Source organism: Mobilitalea sibirica (assembly GCF_015999265.1).
In the GTDB taxonomy this organism is placed as follows: Bacteria; Bacillota; Clostridia; order Lachnospirales; family Lachnospiraceae; genus Mobilitalea; species Mobilitalea sibirica.
In genome coordinates this window covers 165954-189670 of the sequence record NZ_JAEAGR010000006.1, presented here as the reverse complement: position 1 = coordinate 189670, position 23717 = coordinate 165954, and the positions used below count along the sequence as shown (strand labels likewise).

Genomic DNA, 23717 nt, shown 5'->3' with positions numbered 1-23717 from the left:
AAATAGTGGTAGGCTTATTAAGTGCACCCTAAAACACCTTATAGAACCTATAAACATAAAAATAGCTCTAAAACCAGTGTTGGGGCATGATTCAAATGAATCACACCCCAACACTTGACAATGAGCCATAATAATATCTGCCTTTGGCTCTTATATTAATTCAAATTACAAACAAAGGGATGCATCATAGTATGTTCAAATAACCGAAACATATTTGTCATCGGATTTTATGCGCAATAAATTTGCATCCATCTTTTATAAGATTATTATGGTTTCCGTCTCATCTTTACGATCAAGTGTAAACTGTCCTTTACAGTCTCCGGTTATCACTTCGTAATCACCTTTAAAACCTGAAACATTGATATATCCTTCTGCATCTGTAACTAGGTTTTTCGTTGTCCACCATTCTTGTTTTATTAACTTTAACAGCTCATCATAGGCGGGTTTGCTGGAATTATCCTTACGCAAAAATCCGGCAGGAGCTTTCAACCATTTTCCGTCAACTATATTCCAAGTAGTGATCGCTTCTACACTGGGATGTTCAAATAAAGTCTGATACATCTGAACTACTTCTCTTGCCTGTCTCTCTTCCCCTTCCGGTGTTGTTGGCCATTCCTCTACTTGGAAATCATTTAAATCCTCAATTTCAGGTGGCATTAAGGAGCCCGAAATTAGTGTGTTTTCTGTAAAATGAATTGGTAAGCCAAAGTGCGAATAACGTTCCAGAACTTCATGGGTCTTTTCCAAGCCCCAGTAACCTTGATGCTGGTGAGATTGAATTCCGATAACATCAATCGGTATTCCTGCTTCCAGACACCCGTCAATTAAAATTTCGTAAGAAATTGATGTGTTAAAATCATTTAATAGAAGAATTGCATTGGGATTGGCTTCCTTAGCAGCAGCGAATACCTCACGAATTAAACCTATCCTTCCCTTATCCTTACAGATACGGGTAATACCGTTATCGTATTTATCAAATATGGGCATAATAACAACTTCATTAATAACATCCCACATATCAATCTTGCCTTTAAAGTCAGTTACATCTCGGTGAATCCGTTCCAGCTGAACCTTTAAAATTTCCTCATTACTTAAATCTAAAAGCCAGGGAGCCGTATTCGTATGCCAACAAAGTGGATGTCCTTTTACTTCTACTCCATTCTCTTTAAGCCATTCTACTGCCTTCATCATCGGCTTTGTTTTAGGCTTTCCCCTCTCCGGTTCAAATCCCCCCCAATAAAATGGCATTGTAGCAGCATTAAATAATGCCAGCCATTTCTCAAAACGTTCTTCCATGAACTTTTGGTCCTCACCCTGGAACTCTCCATTCATTAGGGGGATCGAGTCGAAGGCTCCACATCCAAAAAGAAATTTATGCTTCTTTTGTGAAATAAGTACCTCCTTATTACTTAAAGGTGTCTGGTCTGCTCTAACGAGCTTAATTCTCTTACTGCTCATACGATGTTGATACTTTTGATTTAAGTTCATATGACTACCTCCTATGTTTTAAGCTTCCCCCTAAATGCATTAAATCTATACAAACAGTCTATCCGAAAAATGTGTTATTTGTCAATGCGACCTCCCGCATTATATCATATAACACATGAAGAAAAACTTACTACAAATGTATCGATAGTAGTTAAAGATAGTGCCTTCAAAGAAAGCTATTCTGATAAGAATATATGTCACGTCCTGATAATAAGCTATATAAATAATTAAGCTCTTACACTTGTTAATTTAGCAAGTTTAAATTATATAGTAAGTTGACTTTTTAAAGTCACTATGCTAAAATATCCAGTACCAAAATATAAAGATTACTAACCCCTTTACATTGATCATTTTTACACTATATATTGATTTATTTACTTTCAAACATTACTAATTAAGGAGATTGCCTATGTTCGAAACTATTATATCTGCTAATAATATTAATTTTATCATTATATTTTTTGGAGGGGTTTTATCTTTCTTTTCCCCTTGTGTCGTACCGCTTATCCCGATCTATATGAGTTATCTGGCAGGGAACGCAAAACAGACCGGAGAGGATGGCTCTATTTATTATAAAAGAAGTAAAGTATTCTTTCACACAGTATTCTTTGTTCTAGGAATATCCTTTGCTTTCTTTGTCCTAGGTATGTCTTTTACTGCTCTTGGTTCCTTTTTTAAAAGCAATCAGATCCTTTTTACCAGAATTGGAGGAATTCTGATTATTATGATGGGATTAATCCAACTGGGCTTTTTAGAGTTCAAATTTCTTCAAAGAGATCGTAAGCTCCCGATTAATTTTAAGAATATTAAGATGAATCCGATTGCAGCTTTTTTAATGGGATTTACCTTCAGCTTTGCCTGGACTCCCTGTGTAGGACCCGCCCTTTCCTCCGTACTTATATTAGCTGCAGGAGCGCAAAGTTCCCTTTTAGGTAATTTCCTGGTATTAATTTATACGTTAGGATTTATTATTCCTTTCTTACTTTTGGGGCTGTTTACCACGCAGGTGCTTAATTTCCTTAAAAAACGACAAAACATTCTAAAATACACTGTAAAAGTAGGAGGTCTTTTATTAATTTTAATCGGTATTATGACCTTCACCGGCTGGATGAACGGTATTTCAAGATATTTGAATTCCTTTGCTCCCCCGATAGCAACCGAAGAAATGACAAAGGAACCTGATGATATCATATCAGAGAATGAAGAAGATGAAACTACGAAACCGAAGGATACACTTTTGAAAGAGGAGAATACAAAACCGAAGGAGACACTTTCGGAAGAAAAGAACGATAATAACACTGATGGCGAAGATGAAAATACACAACAAAATTCCTCTAAGACCCCTGCTTTTGATTTTACACTGGTCGATCAATATGGAAACGAGCATACCCTCTCAGATTATAAAGGAAAGGTAGTATTCTTAAACTTCTGGGCAACCTGGTGCCCACCATGTAAAAAAGAAATGCCGGATATTGAAGAACTTTATAATAAATATAACAAAAATCAAGATGATGTGATTATTCTTGGTGTTGCCAACCCTGCCAGCGATGAGTATCCGAATAATAGTGATGTAAGCAAAAAACAAATAACAGAATTTTTAGAGGAAAATGAGTATACCTTCCCTACCGTATTTGATGAAACCGGGGATTTATTACGTAGTTATTTTATTTCCGCCTTTCCAACCACTTTTATGATTGATAAAGAGGGTAACATCTTCGGGTATGTGCCGGGTATGTTATCTAAGGACATGATGATTAATATCATAGATCAAACATTAGAAGCCACTGAATAACATAGAAATATATTTGAATATATGAAAATATTGTTGTTATATGCCGATGATAGATTTAATGATTTATTATGCCCACCGTCCTAAGCGACGGGGGCATCTCTTATGTAGATATACAACATATAATATACTTATAAGGAGGCCAGGTGAGATGAAAACCAATTACAATTTACCTTGTAACATCGCTCAGACTTTGAACATCATAGGAGACAAATGGACACTTCTTATCCTTCGGCAATTGATGCAAGGACATGATACTTTTAAGGAAATATTGGATAATCTAGAGGGCATCCCCAGTAACTTACTATCCAACCGCTTAAAAAGTTTGGAATCCGATAACCTGATAGTCTCTGAGCTTTACCAACCCCATCCTCCCAGATACCGTTACATTCTGACCAAAAGCGGTGAGGATCTCTCCGATGTATTTAATAGCATCATACTATGGGGGGAGAAAAATTTACAAAAATGCTATAAGCAACTAACACATTCAGATTGCGGCAACAAGATTGAACTGCAATATTATTGTCCCACTTGCAACCGTAAGGTTGATAGGAATGAAATCAGTGTTTCGGGGAACAATAATAAAACAGCTCCCAACTAAAACCATGATTTATTTCAAATGTTTTGTTGAATGTTATTAAACAATTTTTTGACATTGAACACACACTATGTTAAAATGCATATGTTAATGAATGAAAAAGTTATGAAAGGACGGCGTTTATGTCGGTATTAACTGTAAAAAAAGAGGTTTGTGCTAACTAGCACTTAACTAAATGAATTAGCAGGTACGCTATAAGTATACCTTTTATTTGCATGCATGAATCGATCGATTAAAAGGTTTATATTTTATTGTACCCTGCTTTCTACCCTTACAGTAGATACCCATAGGCCTGTTTGATAATATAGGGAAACTGCACCTTTTTAATCGTGCAATTTTATGATCGCTAGGCATAATAGGTTTTATCTGTTATGTCTTTTTTGTTGTATTGGAACCTGTGTCCGATACAACAAAAGCGTTACCGTGTTCGCATACGAATGTGGCACTCTTCCTTAATATGATAACATCGTTTTACTTTGTTATATGTACATCAGGCTTAACCCACAGGGCATATACAATCCATCGTATGGGTAGGTTCCCTGTGGGATTTTTATTGTACAAATAGCAAATTATTATATGAAAAAGGAGTTGACCATTATGAATACAAAGTCAATGAAAGCATTGGAGTTTGATAAAATATTAGAAAAACTAAGTGAATATGCAATATCAGATCATACAAAGCAAAAGCTTTTAGATTTAAGCCCTTATTTAAACGAAAGGGATATAAAAACAAAGATTAACGAGACCGGCGAAGCAGTTAAAATTCTGAACCAGATAGGAACACCTCCACTGGCTTCCATGAAGGACCTTGAAAAATATCTTGAACTTTCTGAAAAGGGTTCCATGCTAGTGCCTGAGCAGTTAACTGATATCGGATTATTTTTAAATGCCTGCGCCAGAATGAAACGCTTTCTTAAAAAAGCCGAATCATTGGACATAGGAATTGCGGGGTATGGTGGATCGTTTCAGGAATTATCCACTCTAGGTAGTGAGATTGATCGATCCATCCGAAATAATTCCGTTGAAGATACTGCTACAAAGGAACTAAAAGATATCCGCAGAAAAATAGATCAGGCAAACCAAACCATCAAAACGAAACTGGAAAACTTACTCCGCAGTAAAAAAGAATGGTTTAATGAAAGCTATATATCCTCCCGAAACGGTCATTATGTACTTCCGGTTAGGAAAGAATATAAGCATCAGGTTAGTGGCTCTGTGCTTGATATATCTTCAACCGGTTCCACTTATTTTATACTGCCGACCAGTGTGATGAAAATAGAGGAGGAGCGTTCCCTTCTTGAAATTGAAGAAAGTAATGAGGTACGAAAGATACTATATACCTTAACAGCTTTGGTTGCCGAGAATTCTGCATCAATACGTTTGAATATGGAATGCATGGAAGCATTGGATTTTATTTTTGCCAAAGCTAAGTTAAGTATTGATATGAAAGCTACCACACCGACTATAAACAGTAACCGTTATATCAAAATCAAAAACGGAAAACATCCTCTAATCAATCCTTTGGAATGTGTTCCCTTGAACTTTTCGATTGGGGATGGTATATCCGGTATCGTTATTACCGGCCCTAATACCGGTGGAAAAACAGTAGCACTAAAAACGGTTGGTCTATTACAACTGATGGCTCAAAGCGGCTTACATGTTCCCTGTGAGAGGGCTGATCTATGTATGAATAATTTAGTATTGTGTGATATAGGAGATGGTCAAAGCATTACAGAGAATCTATCCACATTCTCCTCCCATATAACAAATATTATCAACATCTTGGCCCACTCTTCTTCGGAAAGTCTCGTATTACTGGACGAACTTGGCTCCGGTACGGATCCTGCTGAAGGGATGGGCATAGCAATCGCAATTTTAGAGGAGCTTATAAATATTGGATGTCTTTTTGTAGCTACCACCCATTATCCCGAAGTAAAGGAATATGCCAATAAAACAAAGGGTCTGTTAAATGCAAAAATGGCATTTGACCGGGAAAGCTTAAAGCCTCTTTACCGTTTAGAAATCGGAGAAGCCGGAGAAAGCTGTGCACTATATATTGCAAAACGACTTGGCCTTCCTAATCGAATGCTTGAGCGGGCGTATGAAGAGGCATATTGTAAAGAAAGCAACAGCCAAAAAAATCTCATGAACAGTAACTTAGAACTTATTCTGAAAGATGATTCGAAGTTAACACAAGTTGGATCAAATTCAGATTATCCTATACCAACTGTAGTCCATCGAATAGAGAAAGAGAAACCAAAGAAGCAGTCCGGTACCCGCTGTAATCGATTTCAAATCGGAGACAGCGTAATGGTATATCCGCAGAAAAAAATCGGTATTGTTTATGAAACTGCTAACGAAAAAGGCGAAGTGGGTGTACAGATACAAAAAAAGAAGGTATTGGTTAATCACAAACGAATACAATTAAAAGCATCTGCCAGCGAAATGTATCCCGAGGATTATGACTTTTCCATCGTTTTTGACAGCGTGGCGAACCGCAAAGCCAGACGTAAAATGGAAAAAGGTTACCAGCCGGACCTAGAGATTACTTACGAGAAAGACTCCAATCATTATAATTAATAAAATTATGGGTTGTTTCATAATGAAACAACCCATAATTCTATTCCTTGATATTAATTCCGGTCCAATTCAGTAAAATGTCATACATATCTTTATGATCTTTTTTCAGATTGACCGGTTTAAAATCATTTGTCACAAAACAATGCTTGGTTTCACCTCTAGCTCTCAGCTGATGGCTATCGACATCAAGTACCCGGTATTCAATTGTCATCTTAAAGCCATTAAAATAAACCAACTTAGGAATAACAAAAATCTTCTCATTAAACCTTACCGCTGATTTAAATTCACATTCAACTCCCAAGACCGGCGAATAAATCCCGGCATCTTCGATTTTATCATAACCAAGGCCAATCTGTTCCAGAAAATCAACCCTGGCTTCTTCAAACCATCGGATATAATTTGAATGGTGTATCACTGCCATCTGGTCTGTTTCATAATATTTAGCCAAATGGATATACGGTTTTAGCTCCTTTGAATATTCAGTCTCACACTTACTAAAAGCATCGTTTATACTGGTATCATTCATCAATGTAAATCCTCCTCTTACCGAGTTAAAGTGCCTAAGTGTTCCATTATAATTTTCTTATTACTTCAATGTTCCTTTATATTACCTTCATAGCTCCATCCATGATCCATATGATATATCATCTGTTTACTCATACCGCCATCTATTGTTATATTTTCTCCGGTAATAAATCCACTGGCATCGCTACATAAGAACATAACCGCTTTGGCAATATCCATAGGATTCCCGATCCTTTTTACAGGATGTTGCCCCCTGTCTTCTTTGCTCCAATTACCGTCCGTAGTATCTATCCAGCCTGGTGATATAGAATTGACCCGTACGCGACCGGCCAGACTGACGGACAGGGCATGGGTCAAAGCTGTTATCCCTCCCTTGGCAGCACTATAGCTTTCTGTATCTTCTTGAGACATGAATGCCCTGGTGGATGAGATATTCACAATCGAAGCATTTTTATTAAAATAAGGCAAGAACCGCTTTGATAATTCATAAGGGGCTGTTACACCCACCCTTAAAACATAATTAAAATCCTCATAGCTACATTCGGACAGAATCCCTTTTTTACTTAAACAGGCATTATTAATTAGGTAATCTATTGTCTTAAATCGTTCTATTGCCTTATCGACGAATTTATTTACCACATCTTGTTCTGCAATATCTCCGCAATAATAAAGATCACAGGGTACCGCTTTCGGATCGAGGTCGATGACAGCAACCTTGGCCCCTGACCGAGCGAATTCCTCCACCAGACATTTACCTATTCCATTGGCTCCTCCTGTTATTACTACTACTTTATTATGGAAATGCATTTTATTTCCTCCAAGCCCTTAGTTTTATGTAATATCAATTACCAATATAACCCTTTAAGCCTCAACCCGATTTCTACCGTTTCGCTTTGCTTCATATAATTTCTTATCAGCACATTCAATTAACTGATCTGATTTTATGCTCACATCCGGCACTATACTACATACACCAAAGCTTGCTGTGATTTGAAAGCTTTGCTCATCATAATTAAGCTTTGTATATTCAACGGCCTCTCTTAAGCGTTCGGCTATTTCGATAGCTGCGTTTTGTTTTGCACCGGGTAAACATATTATGAATTCTTCCCCTCCGTATCTGGCAACCCAATCACTTTCTCTATTCAGTCCTTCGCAAAGAACCTGTGCAAATGTCTTCAATACATAATCACCGGCCAGATGGCCATAAGTATCATTAACATTTTTAAAAAAATCGATATCAGCCATAATGAGCGCTATACTATGATTTGTCATGATGGAATTGGATAAAACCACCGGTAATTTTTCATAGATATATCTTCGGTTGTAAATGCCGGTTAACGAATCCACCGTAGCCAGATTATGCATCCTATCAATCATATTCTGCATTTCATTTTGCTGTATCCCGTTACTTTTTCCAAATACCATACTTTCTGTAATATTTTTGAATAACTCAATCACTACCCTTCTGTTATGTAAATTGACCGGGATAGCCGTTAACATAAATACATCATTTTGAGTAGATTCAATTTTTACATAGGTTTTGTCGTCATTATAAGCCCTCATAGCCACACAGTTCTCACATTTTTTATTATTTCCCCAGAATTCAAAGCATTTTACAGGCAACTCCACCGCTTCGGTATTATCATGAATGACTCTTTTTAGCACCGGATCAATCATGCGAATTTTATCATATAATTTATCAACAATATTTAATTTATCGAATATCTCCAGTATCTCCTTATCATACATCTGGTTTCCTCCTTAGTAGTTCTAGTGCCTTATAATAATCTTCATCCAACAGGTTAGATTTTTACACCGTCTAATTTATATTAAACTCAACCCAATTCAAGCGAGTATTCTTCTCTGTACAAGTTATGGCTCGGAGAGTATTCCTTTGTTATTTATTCCCTTTTATATTATATATAACCTATTATACTAATTTTAATATAATATTTTCAAATGTCTATAGGTCGGATGTATTTAAGTAAAAAATTTTATAAAACAGTATGATAGAAATTTAAGCACCTATTAAGGATAATTCCTATAATCCTAGGATAATATTTCATAAGAATGAAATACTATGAACGGAGGTGTTAACATGATTACCAATATTACATTATCTACAAAAGAACAATATTTACTACAGGATCATAAAACCCATGAAGAACAGTGTATATTAAAGTATGATAATTATGCAAACCTGGCGACCGACGAACAACTAAAAGCGGTTTTCCGTAGCAACAGCGCCGTTGAAAAAAAGCATTTAGAGATTATTAATCAACTTTTAAACGGCAAAGTACCATCCATGGGTGGCCAAAGTAACCAAAGCAGCCAACAATCATCCAAGACTCAGCAATCAATGCCCTCATCACAACAATCCTCAGTTGATCTTAGCAATCACAAATGTTTTAAAGCTTCCGACAAGGAGATGTGCATTGATATGCTTAATACAGAAAAATATGTATCCGGTGTATACGATACATCCATATTTGAGTTTAAGAATGCCCAGATCCGCGATGTACTAAATCATATTCAAAAGGAAGAACAAAAACATGGAGAGGCTATATACGCCTATATGGAAAGCAAAGGAATGTATTCTTCTTAATGAAATCCTCACTTAATAAAGACCAACTATTTTTGTAATGAAGCTTCCAGGAAAGCTTGATGTTATCATTAATCAGCCTTCCTGGTTGATTTAATATACTACCATTTTCAATGTACATTTTATATATTATTTTCAATATTCTTTATTCATATAATGAAAGGGGAGTATCTAAAGACACTCCCCTTTTGGAATTCATATTTATTACAACAAAAACAAAGCTACAAGAAAAGTTGCTGTAAAACCGATAAGTACCGGTAATAAATTCTTTTTCGCCAGTTCCAGTGGTTTCACATTACATATGGCAGCTACCGGTATGATTGCCCAAGGTATAATTGTTCCACCGCCAACCCAGATGGTAGCAATCTGTCCTAGGGCAGCCAAAGTCTCCTTATTCAAATCAATTGCCATGGAAAAGGTCTGAGCCAGAGAACCGACCAAAGGAAGACCGGAGAATCCGGAACCGTCTAGACCTGTAATAACACCAACAATCATCTGAATTATTGCAACCGGTATTTTTGATAAGGTAATATTATCTGCCAGATACAAACCTAGATCAGATAAAAGTCCTCTCGCTTCCTGACCAAGTATCTTCTGCGCCATCTCTTGACTACCGAGAAAGAAAAAGGCACCAATTACAATAACGGGAGCGAATATTTTAATCCCGAAGATAAATCCTTCTTTTATGTATTCCGTTATTTTTTCCAAACATATCGAGCCTTTATGCTGAACCATGGCAACAAAACACATGATGAGAACTGCCGTTCCGCCCACCAGCGCGGTAGCATCTCCACCCCGAAGTTCGTATTTATACATGATAAAGATATCTACCAAAAATACGATCGGTGTAACAATTGCCACCAGATAAACACCAATACCGGGTTTTATTTTTATTGCAGCCGAATCATTTTCGGGTTTCACTTCTTTCTTTATCCTCTTCATATCTTTTTTCATAAAAAAGAAGCTTGCTGACACCGTAACGATACTCATGGTAACCCATAGGGGCAGTACTGCTTTACTTAGGGTCAAAGAATCGTTGATACCCGCCGCTTTGGAAGTAATTGCAGGAGCTCCCTGGATAAAGAAATCACTGGACAATCCGATTCCATGACCGAATAGATTCATAGCTACGGCAGCCCATATAGGGGACAACCCGGCTTTTATTGCTGCGGGAAGCATAATTGCTCCTACCAAGGCAACCGCCGGTGATGGCCAAATGAACCAAGAGAAAAATAACATTACAATACCAAGAATAAAGAATGCAATCGTTGGACTGATCATTACCTTCTTTATCGGCTGCATCATTAATTCATCCGCACCAATATCCTGTAATGCCTTTGACATAGCAATAACTAGGGAAATAACTAATATAATGCCCCAAAATTCATTTCCGGATATAATCAGAGAATTAAAAACTGCCTGCACACCCTTAACAAGACTTTTGGAATACATTGCCCCAATCACAAATATACCTAAAATGCAGGGTAAAACAGTTTCCTTGCGAAATCCCATCGTTATTATGACAATTAGGACAAAAAGGAAATACACCAAATGTAATGATGTTAACTCAACCACAAAAAATACCTCCTCTTATGTATTTTAAATATTCTTTGAAGTAATATCAATGTCTTCACCAATGATTACATAGAATACATCGGGAATTCATTTTATTTACTTATAAAACTTTATTAAGGATTAACAGAGCTTTTGATTGAAAATTTCTGTTAAGCCAAGTTCATCTACCTTATCCCTAATTTCATCGATATTCTCTGTATACAGTTTCAGTTTTTTCATTCTCTCATAATAAATCGAACCTGAGAAGGTATATTTCAATCCCATACCTTCCTCCGTATGCATCGCTTCTCTTATATAGGATATAGCATCACCGATAGCCAACTGATTTGGCAATTCAAGCAGTTCTAGTCCAAGGGCATATCTTACACTGTTATGTCCTGCCAGCACACCGGTTACAATAGCTTCCGTATGTCCTACTAACAGTCCGGCTTTTTCCCCTGCACAAAACAGATTATTTGCTCCCTCTACCTTAAGATAATTATCCCTGGGTGCCATAGCAAAGAAGCGCATGGAATTTCCTTTTCCTCCGGAATAGGGATCTTCATAGCGGGCATTCTCAAATCCGGGAATCATTCTAAGTCTGTTTAAATCATAATAAGGTGTCATAAGTTTCGCATGTCCGGTATCCAAAAGAATAATATTATCCTTAAATGCGTCCATAGCATACTGTTGACAAGCCTTTACATCCAAATGATCTTCTATCAGCTCTTTCGGTACCGGGATAACCGCAACCCCATTGGAATTCATTTCATCCTGTATCTCCAGGGATAGGGATTCTTTGTATAGTTTACAAGAACCACTCATGGCGCCAACACTACCATCTGTTTTCTTTCCTACTATCTCCTCTATCCCAGCCAGTCCCGTTACGCTAACTCTTCCACCATAACTTGGACATCTTAAAATACACATTGCACATCCGTTACCATATTTAATACAGTTATTCATAGGCCCTGCAGTTCCGGTTGTATCTATAAATGCATCCCCATAATACTCTCTGTCCTGTTGATCCTTAACTGCAATTATATTCTTACCATCCATGGTTACTTTCGTAACTCTAGACTCTAATACGATTTCTACACCTATATCCTTCAGATGTTTGGTTACCTCTACCGGAGTTTGTGCTATGTCATAAAGTGTTGCATGCTTATGTCCGGGAAATTCTATATTCGTATGCCTCGCTGTATTATCGCAGATATGAAAGAGATCTCCGCCACCCATAGCAATCATCTCCTCTGTTGCTGTGAATCTGCCGTTATTTCTCATGATTCCGCCGACCAGCCCTGTACCTAGCAGCATATCTGTTCTTTCTAATAGTGTAACCTTAGCCCCTGCCTTTGCAGCACTCACTGCTGCCGAGCAACCGGCCCATCCTCCACCGATAACTATAATTTTTGTCATGTGTAATGCCTCCTTAAAACATAAAAAAAGCAACTGACATTGCGCCAATTGCCTGCTTCACGATATATGAATCAAACAAGATAGCACTCCACCCAAAGGTGACAATTACAAAGCTATTCACCTTGTAACCAGATATGAATTGTAAGAGCAATTCAATCTTCGGTACTATCCCCTTTCAATAAAAATTGTAGACTTCTCTTAAAGTCAATTTCTTATCTACTCTTGTCAAGTACGCCTCTATCCTTACATATTTATTTACATAATCATAACACAATTCGTGATAAGGTGTCAAACAAAACCATTTGGAATATTCATACAAATGCGTCGTTATATCTCGCAGAATAAAGCGAATATAACGACGCAGACTAGACTTATTTTCTCTTCCTTACAGACTATTATACTATAGATTTTCGTAACCCTATAATTCTTAAAAACCCTTTCAGTATCATGCTTCTTACATAACAATCATTTAATTTATGACTTTATATTCCCATTTCCTGAAGCCATTCCAGTGCCTGTGCTTCTGTTTTAAAATGAAGTACTACCATCTTTGTATCGGATTTATCCTGATGCTTTTGAGATTGGTATTTCATTGCCGCTGTATTTCCATCCAAAAATGCTTTTATATATATATGTAAGGATTTTATTGGTTTAAATATATAATTATGTAGAAGATAGAGAATTCCCAATGTCATAGGAATTAATAGAAATAGGGACGAGAAAATAATAAAAATAGATAATTTATTATCACGATTGGCACCCATTATACCAAATATAGTAATGAAACACACTGCTGATAACAATAGGCACGAGGCAACAAGTAAAACTATTTTTGCTTTTTTATCGAATATAGTATACAATTACACATCCAACTCCCTTACATATTATATTAGTTGTATTCCGCTGATATTTCTATTAATTATTACTTTTTATATTATTTGTTGGTTAATATATGTAATTTCAGGTATATTATAGCAAAATATACCATATTTATCAATGTTTTTATCTTATTCAATTCATTTTTTACCACAATATGTATTATTATGGATTATAATAGGATGTTTAATTTACTATATTTTACTATAGACCGAAATGCCGATTGACGTTTTAACAAAAATATGGTATCATTAAATACGTTAAATTATTAACATTATCAAAAGGGAGGACAATTATGAAAAAAGTATTATCCGTAATATTATGTTCGACACTGATTATGACTTTATTAACCGCGTGTGGCTCTAAAGAAACCGGTTCAAACAATACTGCTGTTAAAACAGGTCTTGCTGTGATAACAGAAGCAAGTAAATCAAAGGATGCCGGGGAGGCAGACGGTTTGGCTCAGGCTAATTCAACTGCTGTAGCCGTTCTTGTTGACAGTAAAGGTGTTATTAAGAAATGTGCGATTGATGTAATACAGCCAAAGATTAATTTTTCCATAGCCGGCGAGATTACTACAGATATGGCTACTGTATTCGTATCAAAAGAAGAGCTTGGTGATGCTTATGGTATGAAGAAAGCCTCCGGAATTGGTAAGGAATGGAACGAGCAGGCAGCTGCCCTTGCCGAGTATGTAACCGGCAAAACAGTTGAAGATTTAAAAGGTATTGCTTTAGATGAAGAAGGTCATCCTACCGAGGCAGATTTAACAAGCTCTGTAACAATGAGTATTGGAGAAATCATTGATGCAGTAGAAAAAGCAGTAGCAAACGCTGAAGAACTTGGTGCTTCCGCCAATGATAAACTCGGCTTAGGTCTGGTTTCTAATCTTGGTAAATCCAAAAATGCCAGCGCTGAAGGAGACGGTACCGCTCAGGCATATACGCATTATGGCGTTATAACCCTGGATAAGGACGGTAAAATTACCAGCAGCATCATTGATGCTTCTCAGGCTAACATCAAATTCTCCGCAGACGGTAAGATCACCTCTGACATTGCAGGTGAATTCAAGACTAAGCTTGAACTAGGGGATGCTTATAATATGAAAGGCAACTCAGGTATCGGTAAAGAGTGGTATGAACAGGCAAAAGCATTCGCGGATTATATTAAAGGTAAAACCGTTACTGAAGTTACCGGTATTGCCCTTGATGAAGAGGATGTTCCTACAGATAAAGATTTGGTAAGCTCAGTTACCATTGGTATCGCAGACTTTTTAACTGTAGTTGAAAAAGCAGGCGCAGTTGCAAAATAGATAAAATCAGAACATTTTTATAAACTAATATAAACAAGGGGCTGTTTCAAAATAAGCAATGGGAATATAATTTACCTCACAGGTAAAATCATTTTCTCCCGTATAACTATTTTGAAACAACCCCTTGCTTTCACCTAATTATATAATATAATTATTTACCTATTTGACAAGGTCAATGTTTTGGATAAACCACTTGAAACTCTTCACAGACAACCAACATATCCTGATCCGCTTCTTTCCCCATGCTTTCCATTTCTCTACTAAAATAATCCCAATGGACCTTTCTCCAGTATTCCAGAGATTTGTCGCCTTCCCCTTCCGTAGCTGCAAATTCTTTTGTAACTTTACAATAAGGGACTACATCAATTTTGACTACTTCGATGATGCAACGGGCTATACCGGACCAGTCAGTAATAATACAGTAATCACCCACCTTAGGTAATTCTTCGTTTTCATATTCATAGGATAGATAAAGGGATGCTGTTGCCCTTTTTACTCCTTCTAGCACCAATTCAGCCAATGCATTCGCGTCCTCTTCATTATCACAAAAATGCCATGATGTATAATGTTTGTCTGTACTTAATATTGTTTCACCTTGAGAGGATACATACTCCTTCCACATGGCTTCTACACTTGCATTTTTCATATTTTACTCCTTAATTAGTAGAATGTCAAAATTCATGATTCGTAGTTCTAGTTCTCATTCGCTTTATTGCATTTCCACAAACTGAATTTTAAGTCCGTTGGGATCCAATACATAGAAGAATTTTACTGCAGGATTAGGCTGAATAATTCCGCTTTGTATACCAATTCCTTTTGATTTTAGTTCCGCCATCTTATCTTCCAAAGAATCCACCTGAAAGCCTAAGGATATGTCTGCTCCAATGTTTGTTTTTTTAATGTTCTTATTACAGAGAAGCTCAACCTGGGTTTCTCCGTTTCCCAAAAATACAATTTCTACTCCGGGAACTGTCTGAAGCCTTCTTCTCTCTTTTAGACCCACCACGTCCCTGTAAAAAATGATGGACTCCTCCAAATTATTTACCGTAATCGTACACCAGCAAAACTTCATAATTATATCCTCCTTCGTTCATAATGTATGCAAGGAAATTATCGTATCATTTAAGAATGTGCCTTGCTCTATCTCCCTTTACTGTTTTTTGCCCATGCAAGTCTTTTTTAATTTTATCATTGTTATAAGACAATAACAATACGTTTCTGTAATATTATACCAAATTCACACCCAAATTTCGGTCAAATTCAAATTGGCATACTTCTTAATTATATTCATTTCGTTTCTTAGTTTAAAAACCACACCTATTCTTTACTCGTTTATTTTATCAATGAATAATGAAACGGATATGTCAAATAATAAACTAGTATCAGACGTATCAGATGGTCAGATTGGAGGTATTATGTTTATACCACGAAGAATTTTATTTGAGAAGGATACACTCAGCTATGAAATTGGCCACAACATATATCATTATTTCAAAGACAATCAAAATGTAGAGATTATAAATCTTTACAATAATAAAATAAAAGAGCATATTCCCGGTGATAAACTGTATGACTTATATCGAGAAGGAAAAAACACGCTTGTAGTTGGTATAAAGAAAGGAATGAAATTTCAATCCTGTAAGCCTTCGGCTCATTATCAATTGCCACTAATGTCTGGCTGTATCGGTCACTGCCAATATTGTTATCTGAATACCAATCTTGGTGATAAGCCCTACATGCGGATTAACGTGAATGTTGATGCTATTCTAGATCAAGTGCAAAAATATATCAATGAAAGAATTCCCGAAGAAACTATATTTGAAGGCTCCGCCACTTCAGATCCTGTTCCGATTGAACCCTATTCCAACGCCTTAAAGCACATGATAGAGTTTTTTGGGGAAAATGAAAAGGGACGATTTCGTTTTGTAACAAAATATACGGATGTTGATACCTTACTTGATATCAATCATAAGAATCGTTCAGAAATAAGGTTCACCCTGAATACCAATAAGGTAATTAGGGAATATGAGATGCGGACCCCTTCTATGGAGAGAAGGATTGAAGCCAGTAAAAAGGTCATAGAAGCCGGTTACCCGGTTGGATATATCATAGCTCCTGTATTTCTTTATAAAGAGTGGCAAAAAGATTACTTAGAGTTATTGGATCTACTAAAGACTTCTTTACCAAAAAAACGAATGCACCCCATTACCTTTGAAGTGATATCCCACAGGTACACAACCCGGGCAAAAAACATTATAACTGAGGTTTTTCCTGAGAATACATTACCTATGACAGATGAAGACAGAACGTATAAATATGGACAATTCGGGTATGGTAAATACGTCTATACCAAACAGGACTTAGCAGATATGGTAGATTTTTTCAAATCAAATATTGATGAAATATTTGATGATAAAGTCATTAAGTATATCATATAAAGGGGTTATTGCTAAATGAATGACTTCTCATATTCATTTTGCAATAGTCTCTATTCCTATTTTTTATTCTGTGTGTTTATTCCTATTTTTTTGTGTACAAAAGGGTCACTCTCACTATACTATATTGGATCTTTCCAATCTCTGGCGTTATACAAATCCTTCAAAAGCTTAATTTCTTTCTCATAACCCTCCAAATCGTTCGGTGTTTCCAAACAAAACAGAAGATCCTTAAGCTTCGGATGATTGATCATTCGCGTAAAGGCCTCCAATCCTATTGATCCTTCACCTAGTTTCTCATGACGGTCTTTCCCACTACCCATTCCATTCATACTATCGTTTAAATGAATAGCATACAGTTTATCTAATCCAATCACCCTGTCAAACTCCTCCAACACATTGTCCAGATGATTGACAATATCATAGCCTGCATCATAGACATGACAGGTATCAAGACATACTCCCATCTTATCAGGCAACATAACCCCGTCCAGTATTTGCTTTAGCTCTTCAAAGCTTCTTCCGATTTCCGTACCTTTACCAGCCATTGTTTCCAGTAATACAATTGTACTTTGTTCCGGCTTCATAATATGATTCAAAGCTTTGATAATATACTCAATCCCAATCTCTACCCCTTGATTTACATGACTACCCGGATGAAAATTATAAAGTGTATTCGGTAGATACTCCAAACGCCTTAAATCATCCTCCATTACCTCCAAAGCAAATTCTCTTGTACGTTCATCGGCAGAGCAGGGATTTAATGTATAAGGCGCATGAGCAATTATCTTAGTAATCCCATGACTTTCTGCCAGCTCCAGATATTTTTTTATATCCTCTAAGTTTAATGCCTTTGCTTTACTTCCTCTGGGATTTCGGGTAAAGAACTGAAAGGTATTGGCTCCTATTTTGATTGCTTCTTTTCCCATTGCTTCGTATCCCTTTGATACGGAAAGGTGACAACCGATTCTAAACATATTATTCCTCCGAAATCTGTAATGCTCACAATTGGCTCTTTTACTCTGCGTTCTCTCATCAAATTCTCCTGACATCTAGGTTGTTCCTTATCATTTTCTTAGAACACGCCAAATATATGCTTATTATAGTTTTACATTAACATATATTTGGCGTAATGCTTTCCCTATTTTAACCCAAGCTTTTTCCGTTTCTTTATGATATGCTCTTCTATTCCTTTGGCTACCTCGATCGGGTCATCTCCCAGAGCAATCTTTCCGCCGGTGATTCCTTCCACATCCTCCGTAACCAGTTTTACCAAATCGGGAGCTCCGGTGATGAACGGTGTCGGTGACAGATGAGTATAAGCTCCATATGCTAAAGCGAAAATACCGTCTATGGTAGCTTTTTGCTCCATCCATTCCGGTGCTGTAACAGCTATTGGAAGATCCGGAATATCCACATCCAGATGATCTGCTAAAGCCGTAACCAACATAGATATCCTGCCGGTATCGGTACAGGTTCCAAAGCTTAGTACCGGTGGTATCCCAAGCGCTTTACAAACTCCTTTTAATCCATCTCCTGCCTCATCAATCGCATCTAAATTACACATACCTGCTACTTCAAGCCCATGATTTCCACAGCCGCCGGCAACAACCAGGATATCCCTCTTAATCAGCTGTTTTGTAAGATTAACGGTATTCCAATCATGGGGACCGTTTCTAAGGGTGGAGCAGTTAGCAAGAGCAACCACACCCTTAATCTGCCCATTGGCAATAACGTCAACTAAAGTATTTAAATCATTATTAATTGCTTTTAATACCGCTTCCGTAGAAAAACCTGCAATGGCTTTCTGTACTTTCTTCGGTACCATCGGTTTAATCTTTCCATGTCTCTTTTTAAAGTTTTCAATTGCTATATGAATACAATTATCTGCCATCTCATCCGCTTTTTCCGGATAATAAGGCATCTCATGTTCAGTACCCGGAACTCCGATAATTGTGCTGACACTAACCAGAGCCACTTGATATTTTTCGGCATATTGATCTATGGCCGGCGGTGAACAATTCTCCTCCATCACCAAAGCATCAACGGTTCCTGTTGCCAGGAAAGGTTCAATAGCAAGCCAGTTACCCATAAGTCCTACAAAGACGTCATCCACTTCAAACCGTTGCAGCAGCTCCTGACCGGTTTCGATAGATCCTACAATATGAATTCCCTTTGCTCCTGCTTTTTTCGCCATCTCTTGGTATTCCGGTTTTTTCGCTTTCTGCAGGGTAGCAACCCCAATCCAGGGCTGGTGACCGTTAAAAGCAATGTTAACATAATCCGGATCCATAATACCCATATCCACATCCACTTCATGGGGCATGGGCGTTCCAAACAAGATATCTTGAGTCATCTCTAGTCCGATCTGTGCCGTATAAATTGTGGAAACACCTAATCTTAGTGCTTTCTTGGCTAAGGATACATAATCCCCATCCACATTAGTCAGACAACTGGCGATGCAGTTCTCTACTTCATGCTGGATTCCGGAAGGGTAGAGATTTAAGTCCTTCCATACCGGCTTTCTTTTTTTCGGAGCAAAGGCCTCCATCATTACACTTTTTTGATCGGGATTAATCTTTAGTTCACTATCTAAAAGTTCCGCCAGACTGATAGCCATTTGATTAATATCCTGATTCGTATCAATGCCTGTTTTCTCGCACATCCATTTTAGTTTATCTACGTCCGTTATTTTAAATGAGGTCTTTCCCTCACCCGTTGCTTTTAACGTACGGAAGGCCTCAAAGGCATGGTGTCCATAGGTTGCGGCGCCCATGATATTTCTCATAAGTAAATTTCGCATCGCCATGGCATCCGGGCCAATTCCGCATACTCCTTTTTCTGCCCCGGCTCTTTCACTAATCCTACAGGGTCCCATGGTACATAATTGGCAGCTAAGTCCTTGAAGACAATACTTACACCTGATTTTCTCCTGTTCATCCCATCTTGAAAATACACTGGAAAGACCGTCATCCCTTATCCTCTTCAGCATTTCTTCTACTGAATCATGATAACTGACACGGCCTTCTAATTTTTCTAATACAGTTTCAGACATAATAACCCTCCATCATTCACATAATTTCGCTAGTTAATATGTCCAATTTATGAAAATAAATACCAAATCCAATTAAAATAATAGTCATTCCTGTTGAATTAAATGTCCGTATCTTTCTTATTTATTCTTTCTGTACCATTTGTATAAGTACAGTCACAATTCCACTTAAAATCCTGCTTGTGATTTTATTTCATCTTCAGAAATTTTTAGATTTTTGAAGTATTGACTTTCTGAGTAAAAAAATTTTAATAGTTCATAATTCTTCTCTACGGTAAAATTTATAAAATCATGTTCGTCCGTATCCAACATTTTTATGAGGGGTACTTCCAGGTGATGGAAATCATACTCCGAAAAATTAATATGCTTTATGTTGGTTGAGTTCTTTGATTTATACGATATACATTGATTTGCTGTGTCATAAATGACACTCCATTGTGTTAGCGAAAAGGCTGATAAAGAAAGAATTGAATCACAGGTGTCTATGGAAGGATTCATCTGTTGTCTGCATATTGCATCTACGGTTACGGCAAATCTATCTAAAGATAAATCGGATGCCGCTATTTTTCTATGGCCACCATATCCCTCATGAATCTTTAGATAATCCAAGGAAGTTTCATACATATCATTTGCAATAACCGGATAAACCAAATCATCGCCCCTGTAAAGATGCATTTCACCCATTATAAATTCGATCAGACATACATCTCCCGAGGAATCACATATAAAATATTGAAGATTTGCTGCACTCTGAGAGATTCTTACTTCTTTGCTTTTTGCTATTACCTCATTCGTTGTTGCACAGGTATCAAGCATCAGCTGTATCCATTGTAATTCCTTAACTGCAGGTCTTTCATCTCTGTCAGGATATATGGTGTTCCATAGTGTCGTCTGTTCTACAATTAACCCTGCCTCATTCATTCCACTACAGGGAAAATCTCTACATAACTGATTGAAGGTAATACTTCCGTAAGTAACCTCCCATCTAACAGGTACTTCTGGCCCTTTTATAAGTGCCTGTTTCTCAATACCTGCATTATTGATAAATATCATTATTTGACATGGATCAGGAGCATCATAATTTTTACCTACATAAAAATTACCTTCCCTTGTGTTATTTAGCTTAAATACAGTGCACATTTATTCTCCTCCCATGTAAACTCATGTAAGACTGTCGATAAATCTATACGTAAATCGCGCTTACCTAACTATACTTGAATAGCTTCCTTTGCGGCCACCACTTTGGATGAAAGGTTCCTTCCGGCCAAACAGGAATAACTACAACTGCCACAGCTAATGCATTTCATCACCTGCAATTTTCGTGCATTTTTAGCCTCCATCTTTCTTCTATCAACCAAATCTGCTATTTTATCAACTTTTAATCCTGCCGGGCAGTTTTTACTGCAATTACCGCATCTTAAGCACTGGGGAGATTCTTTATAGTTCGGAAACTCTCCCGTAGCGATAAAATTAACATCTTTACCAATTAGGGTATCTTCATCGGCAAGATAAGATTGCATTAATCCTCCACCGACAAAAACATTCACTGAACCGGGAAAGACCTCCTCGATCACTTTATGAACTTTCATACCAAGTTTTACTTTTACAACCTTTGCCGAAGCTTCTTTAAGGTTAGCTACAGTTAAAAATCGAGTTTGGATTTTTTTATTTAATGCAACCGCCTCATAAACAGATAAAATAGTCTGTGCATTTAATACCAAAATCCCACTCTCTGCGGGTTTTTGGTTATAAGCAATATTTTGACTTAATACCTCTTGTATTAAGAATCTTTCCGCCCCAGCCGGATAAAAATCAGGAATCTTATGTATCTGTACATATTCCGGATATTCAAGATTACCGACATCCTTTACCGCCAGATGGACCGTCATAAAAGGTATGCAGCTTAGGATAAAATCTATCCCTTGTATAATCTCCTTGTTGTGATGCCTCAAAAGGTAGAAGTCATGGACCAATCCCGGGTCGCATTCCACCCCATTGATAATCATATACTTTTCATTTGTTTTTGACTGTATCACGGATATGATCTTTTGGTAGGTGGAAAAAGCAGCTCCACCCATTCCATAAACCTCATTTGCTTTTATACGACTTAGTATCAATTCAGAAGAATACCCCGTACAGACGCTATCTTTTATATTCTTTTCTTTCTCCTTCCCGCTCTTAGTATCTGTAAAATCATTATTCATCACTTCACCGGTAAGATCAAGGCAGGATATCCGCTCTGTTCCAACCACTACTTTGGGTATTCGCAGTGTGTTGCGTAATGCCTTATTTTTCTCTTTAATCATGAAGGTTTCAACTCCATAGGAAATTAGGTTGACAGCCAGAATTCCACAAAGAGCCACCGTCGGTACTTTAGAAAAGAACAAAGCCGCAAAACCTGCTGCCAGCCCTAAAAAAGCTCCAATCGTCGGATGCTTTGTTACCGAAACAGGATCCGTCAGAAGGATACAGCTAAAGAATATTACTCCATAGGATATCAAGTGATTCATGGATAAACTATTATTAATCAGTAAGGCTGCTACCATTCCTAACATATAACCGATACCTGCATAGGGTCTTATCCGTAAGAAAGGCAGACTTAATAAGATTGCCGGAATAAGAAGGTAAGAACTTTCGAATATCGGAAAGGATACCTCAAAAACAAGAATAATAAATAAGAGTCCCGTCACCGCCGGATTTACTATATTCTTACCCGTTCCGCCAAAGATATATTTTCCTAAAACCAAAGCAACGACAACTCCAATAATCCTGCCCCACAAAGGCACATATCCGGTCATCACACTAAGGATTGCTGCTGTGACAACCCCGGAGACGCAACACCAAATACGCTTATATCTGATCATACTAAAAATTGCATCTAGGAATGCCCCCGTTGCAATTAACAGTAAAAAATGAACTATTCCAACCGGATTTACAATCCACTGCGGGATATGGTACAGAACTAATACTACAAATAAAGCCGCCATGACATGTTCATTCGACCATTTTGTTCTAATTAAGGGAAAGCGTAACATTATTTTACCCCTGCTAAGAAACCATGGAAACGGTGTAATCCCTTGCCGTAAAGCATAAGAGGACAGCCAATCGCAGTTTCGATCCCTCTTTTTTCACATTCCTCAATTACAGCAGGATCTGCAGTCTTTGCACTGTGGAACAATATTTTATTAATACCTTTATCCGCCAGCTGCTTTACTGCTTTTGCCGTGTTTTCTCTGCTTAATAGAATAAATGCTGCCTTTGGCATCTTAGGAAGTTCCTCCAAGGTTTTATAAACCTTAATGTCATAGCTGGCATTTTCTTTCGTATTGTAAGGATATACTTTGATTCCATTGTTAGAAAAAGCCTGATAGATACTTTTACTGTATTGATTGTTTCGTGATGAATACCCTACAAATAATAATTCGTTATCAGCTAAAAAACCTGTGTATAATTTCTTCATATTCTATTCCTCCTGATATATTAATCT

20 protein-coding genes and 1 riboswitch are annotated in these 23717 nt (G+C 37.2%); of the genes, 6 read left to right on the top strand and 14 right to left on the bottom strand.

Annotated elements, in window-relative coordinates; genetic code table 11:
* Positions 1-255 precede the first annotated feature (255 nt).
* A complete protein-coding gene (locus tag I5677_RS08100; protein ID WP_197661068.1) occupies positions 256-1488 on the bottom strand; it encodes an endo-1,4-beta-xylanase in 1233 nt (410 codons plus the stop codon).
* 409 nt (positions 1489-1897) lie between these two features.
* On the opposite strand from I5677_RS08100, the gene I5677_RS08095 reads away from it, so the two are divergent.
* From I5677_RS08095 to I5677_RS08085, 3 genes are all read left to right on the top strand, one after another.
* Positions 1898-3280, top strand: coding sequence for a redoxin family protein (locus I5677_RS08095; protein ID WP_197661067.1), 1383 nt, complete (start codon positions 1898-1900; stop codon positions 3278-3280).
* 148 nt (positions 3281-3428) lie between these two features.
* On the top strand, positions 3429-3878 hold the full coding sequence (locus I5677_RS08090) for a winged helix-turn-helix transcriptional regulator (RefSeq protein ID WP_197661066.1): 450 nt from the start codon (positions 3429-3431) through the stop codon (positions 3876-3878).
* A 594-nt stretch (positions 3879-4472) separates the two neighbouring features.
* The gene (locus tag I5677_RS08085; RefSeq protein ID WP_197661065.1) at positions 4473-6455 is read left to right on the top strand and encodes an endonuclease MutS2; all 1983 of its coding nucleotides are present in this window, start codon (positions 4473-4475) and stop codon (positions 6453-6455) included.
* Positions 6456-6495: 40 nt separating this feature from the next.
* Here I5677_RS08085 and I5677_RS08080 read toward each other — a convergent pair whose 3' ends face one another.
* The 3 genes from I5677_RS08080 to I5677_RS08070 all read right to left on the bottom strand — a co-directional run bounded on the left by I5677_RS08080 (position 6496) and on the right by I5677_RS08070 (position 8729).
* Complete coding sequence (locus I5677_RS08080) at positions 6496-6981, bottom strand: acyl-CoA thioesterase (protein WP_197661064.1); 486 nt, start codon at positions 6979-6981, stop codon at positions 6496-6498.
* 65 nt (positions 6982-7046) lie between these two features.
* Positions 7047-7787: an SDR family oxidoreductase gene (locus tag I5677_RS08075; protein WP_197661063.1), complete on the bottom strand. Its 741-nt coding sequence runs from the start codon at positions 7785-7787 to the stop codon at positions 7047-7049.
* A gap of 54 nt (positions 7788-7841) precedes the next feature.
* On the bottom strand, positions 7842-8729 hold the full coding sequence (locus I5677_RS08070; protein ID WP_197661062.1) for a GGDEF domain-containing protein: 888 nt from the start codon (positions 8727-8729) through the stop codon (positions 7842-7844).
* A 349-nt stretch (positions 8730-9078) separates the two neighbouring features.
* Here I5677_RS08070 and I5677_RS08065 point away from each other — a divergent pair, with 349 nt between their 5' ends.
* Positions 9079-9585, top strand: a complete 507-nt coding sequence (locus I5677_RS08065) for a spore coat protein (RefSeq protein WP_197661061.1) — start codon at positions 9079-9081, stop codon at positions 9583-9585.
* Between the two features lie 201 nt (positions 9586-9786).
* Here I5677_RS08065 and I5677_RS08060 read toward each other — a convergent pair whose 3' ends face one another.
* The 3 genes from I5677_RS08060 to I5677_RS17335 form a co-directional block, all read right to left on the bottom strand.
* Complete coding sequence (locus tag I5677_RS08060) at positions 9787-11157, bottom strand: hypothetical protein (RefSeq protein ID WP_197661060.1); 1371 nt, start codon at positions 11155-11157, stop codon at positions 9787-9789.
* Positions 11158-11277: 120 nt separating this feature from the next.
* Entirely contained in the window at positions 11278-12555 is a 1278-nt protein-coding gene (locus tag I5677_RS08055; RefSeq protein WP_197661059.1) for an FAD-dependent oxidoreductase, read from the bottom strand.
* A 73-nt stretch (positions 12556-12628) separates the two neighbouring features.
* Positions 12629-12803: riboswitch (Lysine riboswitch) on the bottom strand.
* Positions 12804-13037: 234 nt separating this feature from the next.
* The gene (locus I5677_RS17335) at positions 13038-13169 is read right to left on the bottom strand and encodes a hypothetical protein (protein ID WP_279380751.1); all 132 of its coding nucleotides are present in this window, start codon (positions 13167-13169) and stop codon (positions 13038-13040) included.
* A 557-nt stretch (positions 13170-13726) separates the two neighbouring features.
* Here I5677_RS17335 and I5677_RS08050 point away from each other — a divergent pair.
* Entirely contained in the window at positions 13727-14743 is a 1017-nt protein-coding gene (locus I5677_RS08050) for a hypothetical protein (RefSeq protein WP_197661058.1), read from the top strand.
* A gap of 172 nt (positions 14744-14915) precedes the next feature.
* On the opposite strand, the gene I5677_RS08045 is transcribed toward I5677_RS08050, so the two are convergent.
* The gene (locus I5677_RS08045; protein ID WP_197661057.1) at positions 14916-15389 is read right to left on the bottom strand and encodes an ASCH domain-containing protein; all 474 of its coding nucleotides are present in this window, start codon (positions 15387-15389) and stop codon (positions 14916-14918) included.
* 63 nt (positions 15390-15452) lie between these two features.
* Positions 15453-15815, bottom strand: a complete 363-nt coding sequence (locus tag I5677_RS08040) for a VOC family protein (protein WP_197661056.1) — start codon at positions 15813-15815, stop codon at positions 15453-15455.
* 289 nt (positions 15816-16104) lie between these two features.
* On the opposite strand from I5677_RS08040, the gene splB reads away from it, so the two are divergent.
* Positions 16105-17181, top strand: a complete 1077-nt coding sequence (splB, locus tag I5677_RS08035; RefSeq protein ID WP_330617877.1) for a spore photoproduct lyase — start codon at positions 16105-16107, stop codon at positions 17179-17181.
* A 119-nt stretch (positions 17182-17300) separates the two neighbouring features.
* Here splB and I5677_RS08030 read toward each other — a convergent pair whose 3' ends face one another.
* The 5 genes from I5677_RS08030 to I5677_RS08010 all read right to left on the bottom strand — a co-directional run bounded on the left by I5677_RS08030 (position 17301) and on the right by I5677_RS08010 (position 23690).
* Positions 17301-18155 carry a deoxyribonuclease IV gene (locus I5677_RS08030; protein ID WP_197661078.1) on the bottom strand — a complete coding sequence of 285 codons (855 nt, stop codon included), beginning with the start codon at positions 18153-18155 and terminating at the stop codon, positions 17301-17303.
* 164 nt (positions 18156-18319) lie between these two features.
* Positions 18320-20233 (bottom strand): anaerobic carbon-monoxide dehydrogenase catalytic subunit, encoded by a 1914-nt coding sequence (gene cooS, locus I5677_RS08025; protein WP_197661055.1) that lies wholly within the window; start codon positions 20231-20233, stop codon positions 18320-18322.
* Positions 20234-20398: 165 nt separating this feature from the next.
* Positions 20399-21370: a linear amide C-N hydrolase gene (locus tag I5677_RS08020; protein ID WP_197661054.1), complete on the bottom strand. Its 972-nt coding sequence runs from the start codon at positions 21368-21370 to the stop codon at positions 20399-20401.
* A gap of 68 nt (positions 21371-21438) precedes the next feature.
* The gene (locus I5677_RS08015; protein ID WP_197661053.1) at positions 21439-23265 is read right to left on the bottom strand and encodes an RnfABCDGE type electron transport complex subunit D; all 1827 of its coding nucleotides are present in this window, start codon (positions 23263-23265) and stop codon (positions 21439-21441) included.
* Entirely contained in the window at positions 23265-23690 is a 426-nt protein-coding gene (locus I5677_RS08010) for a CoA-binding protein (RefSeq protein WP_197661052.1), read from the bottom strand. The genes I5677_RS08015 and I5677_RS08010 overlap by 1 nt, the downstream gene beginning before the upstream one ends.
* Positions 23691-23717: the final 27 nt, after the last annotated feature.

What these genes read in the sequence shown, in the direction of transcription:
- I5677_RS08100 (WP_197661068.1), bottom strand. Translation starts at nt 1,488, where the DNA reads ATGAACTTAAATCAAAAGTATCAACATCGTATGAGCAGTAAGAGAATT.
- I5677_RS08095 (WP_197661067.1), top strand. Translation starts at nt 1,898, where the DNA reads ATGTTCGAAACTATTATATCTGCTAATAATATTAATTTTATCATTATA.
- I5677_RS08090 (WP_197661066.1), top strand. Translation starts at nt 3,429, where the DNA reads ATGAAAACCAATTACAATTTACCTTGTAACATCGCTCAGACTTTGAAC.
- I5677_RS08085 (WP_197661065.1), top strand. Translation starts at nt 4,473, where the DNA reads ATGAATACAAAGTCAATGAAAGCATTGGAGTTTGATAAAATATTAGAA.
- I5677_RS08080 (WP_197661064.1), bottom strand. Translation starts at nt 6,981, where the DNA reads ATGAATGATACCAGTATAAACGATGCTTTTAGTAAGTGTGAGACTGAA.
- I5677_RS08075 (WP_197661063.1), bottom strand. Translation starts at nt 7,787, where the DNA reads ATGCATTTCCATAATAAAGTAGTAGTAATAACAGGAGGAGCCAATGGA.
- I5677_RS08070 (WP_197661062.1), bottom strand. Translation starts at nt 8,729, where the DNA reads ATGTATGATAAGGAGATACTGGAGATATTCGATAAATTAAATATTGTT.
- I5677_RS08065 (WP_197661061.1), top strand. Translation starts at nt 9,079, where the DNA reads ATGATTACCAATATTACATTATCTACAAAAGAACAATATTTACTACAG.
- I5677_RS08055 (WP_197661059.1), bottom strand. Translation starts at nt 12,555, where the DNA reads ATGACAAAAATTATAGTTATCGGTGGAGGATGGGCCGGTTGCTCGGCA.
- I5677_RS08050 (WP_197661058.1), top strand. Translation starts at nt 13,727, where the DNA reads ATGAAAAAAGTATTATCCGTAATATTATGTTCGACACTGATTATGACT.
- I5677_RS08045 (WP_197661057.1), bottom strand. Translation starts at nt 15,389, where the DNA reads ATGAAAAATGCAAGTGTAGAAGCCATGTGGAAGGAGTATGTATCCTCT.
- I5677_RS08040 (WP_197661056.1), bottom strand. Translation starts at nt 15,815, where the DNA reads ATGAAGTTTTGCTGGTGTACGATTACGGTAAATAATTTGGAGGAGTCC.
- splB (WP_330617877.1), top strand. Translation starts at nt 16,105, where the DNA reads ATGTCAAATAATAAACTAGTATCAGACGTATCAGATGGTCAGATTGGA.
- I5677_RS08030 (WP_197661078.1), bottom strand. Translation starts at nt 18,155, where the DNA reads ATGTTTAGAATCGGTTGTCACCTTTCCGTATCAAAGGGATACGAAGCA.
- cooS (WP_197661055.1), bottom strand. Translation starts at nt 20,233, where the DNA reads ATGTCTGAAACTGTATTAGAAAAATTAGAAGGCCGTGTCAGTTATCAT.
- I5677_RS08020 (WP_197661054.1), bottom strand. Translation starts at nt 21,370, where the DNA reads ATGTGCACTGTATTTAAGCTAAATAACACAAGGGAAGGTAATTTTTAT.
- I5677_RS08015 (WP_197661053.1), bottom strand. Translation starts at nt 23,265, where the DNA reads ATGTTACGCTTTCCCTTAATTAGAACAAAATGGTCGAATGAACATGTC.
- I5677_RS08010 (WP_197661052.1), bottom strand. Translation starts at nt 23,690, where the DNA reads ATGAAGAAATTATACACAGGTTTTTTAGCTGATAACGAATTATTATTT.